The sequence below is a fragment of the Micromonospora sp. NPDC049089 genome, from assembly GCF_040648775.1.
In the GTDB taxonomy this organism is placed as follows: Bacteria; Actinomycetota; Actinomycetes; order Mycobacteriales; family Micromonosporaceae; genus Micromonospora.
The window spans coordinates 1-2,202 of sequence record NZ_JBEZEH010000378.1 but is presented as its reverse complement, the minus strand read 5'-3'; the positions used below and the strand labels follow the sequence as shown (position 1 = coordinate 2,202).

The following is a 2,202-nucleotide window of genomic DNA, read 5'->3' as shown; positions in this document are numbered from 1 at the left end:
GGGGGGGGGCCCCCCCCCCCGCTCCCCCGGCCCCCCCCCCCGGGGGGCGCGCCCCCCCCGCCCCGGGCCCCCCCCCCCACCGAGGCACTTCCGTACCCCGAGCACGCTGCCCGCGGACGAGGGCCGCGCCCCGTCGAACCACACCCGGTGAAGTTCCTACACGTGCAGGTGGTGGCACAAGGCCGTCGGCTCGTAGCGTACGCAGCCTCGGACACATCAAGGAGATTGCATGCCTACAGTGGGAACGCGCTGGCGCACAGGCGTGGCCGTACTGTCCGCGACTGTGCTCGCCGCCCTCGGCGCGGCGCCGCAGGCGCAGGCGGCGGACGGCCCGCCGTCGATCGTCGTCCAGGACGGCGTCACCCAGCCGGTGTTCGGCTACGCCGACGCCATTCGGGAACGCCTGTTCATCGACTCCACCTTCGACAGCGACAACGACGGTCTGCGCGACATCATCGCGTTCGACCTGATGCGGCCGGCGGCCACCGCGCAGGGGCTCAAGGCCCCCGTCGTGATGGACGCCAGCCCCTACTACTCGACGGTCTGCCGAGGCAACGAGTCCGAGTGCAAGGCGGACCTCGACGGCGACGGGCTGCTCGACAAGTGGCCGCTGTTCTACGACAACTACTTCGTGCCGCGCGGCTACGCGGTCATCCTGCTGGACATGGTCGGCACCAACAACTCCACCGGCTGCCCGACCACCAACGCCAACCAGGACAACCTCAGCGCCAAGCAGGCCATCAACTGGCTCAACGGCCGGGCCACCGCCCGTAACGCCGCCGGTGAGGTCGTCAAGGCCGACTGGCACAACGGCAGGACGGGGATGATCGGCAAGTCGTACGACGGCTCGCTGGCCATGGCCACGGCGGTGACCGGCGTGAAGGGCCTGACCACTGTCGTGCCCATCAGCGGACCGACCGAGTACTACGACTACGTGCGCAGCAACGGCGTGGTCACCCGTGGCAACAGCTACGTGTCGTCGCTGGCCAACACGGTCACCAACCCCGAGCGACGGGAGTACTGCAAGCCGGTGCGCGACGCGATTGGCGCCGCCGACGGCGACGAGCACGGCGACTACACGGCCTTCTGGAACGAGCGCAGCTACGTCAAGAAGGTCCCCAACGTCACCGCCAGCGTGCTGCTCTACCACGGCCTCAACGACGACAACGTCCGGCCGGACCACTTCAGCAAGTTCTGGTACGCCCTGGCGGAGAACAACGTGCCGCGCAAGCTGTGGCTGTCGCAGGAGGGCCACGTCGACCCGTTCGACTCGCGCCGCGCGGTGTGGGTGTCGACGCTGCACCGGTGGTTCGACTTCTGGCTGCAGAACGTCGCCAACGGCATCATGGACGAGCCGCGGGTGGACCTGGAGCGCTCCGCCGACGTGTGGGAGACCCACGCCGACTGGCCGATTCCCGGCAAGGCGGACACGGAGGTGTTCCTGCAGCCCGCCACCACCGGCGCGGGCGGTCTCGGGCTGGTGCCGACCTCGAAGCCGGCGACCGGGGCGTTCCAGGACAGCCGCACGCAGAGCCAGAACACCATGATCCTCAACCCGGACGTGGTGCAGCCCAACCGGCTGGCCTTCCTCTCCGCGCCACTCTCCGCGCCGCTGCACATCTCCGGCACACCCACAGTGCAACTGCGGGCCTCCGCCGACCAGACCGACACCAACCTCGGGGCGATCCTGGTCGACTACGGCACCGACGAGCGGGTCGCGCACCGGGCCTCCGGCGAGGGGATCATCACCCTGGACACATCGGACTGCTGGGGCGAGAGCAGCCCGACAGACGACGGCTGCTACAAGCAGACGGCGAAGCGGGTGGCCACCGCCGACTACGAGCTGGTCACCAAGGGCATCATGGACGCCCAGAACCGGCAGTCGATCCGCGTCGCCGTGCCGCTGGTGCAGGGGGAGTCGTACAACTTCAGCTTCCCGCTGCTGCCCGAGGACTATGTCTTCAAGCCCGGCCACCGGATCGGCGTGATCATCGTGGCCAGCTACCCGCAGTACTCCAGCCAGGCGGACACCACCGCCGCGAACCTGCAGGTCGCTCTGAAGAGCAGCAACATCGTCCTGCCTGTGGTCGGCGGTACCGCCGCCGCGCACGCCGCCGGCCTCTGACCGGCTGAGCAGCGGGTGCCGGGCGAGTTGAAGCTGCGGATCCACGAACCGCACGCCGACCAGCACCACACGGTCGT

The 2,202-nt window shown here is 69.6% G+C and carries 1 protein-coding gene; it reads left to right on the top strand.

Features of this window, described 5'->3' with window-relative positions:
* Window positions 1-229 precede the first annotated feature (229 nt).
* Entirely contained in the window at window positions 230-2,125 is a 1,896-nt protein-coding gene (locus tag AB0B48_RS32880; protein ID WP_357208498.1) for a CocE/NonD family hydrolase, read from the top strand.
* Window positions 2,126-2,202 lie beyond the last annotated feature (77 nt).

Coding starts and splice junctions, on each gene's coding strand:
- AB0B48_RS32880 (WP_357208498.1), top strand. CDS start 230: ATGCCTACAGTGGGAACGCGCTGGCGCACAGGCGTGGCCGTACTGTCC.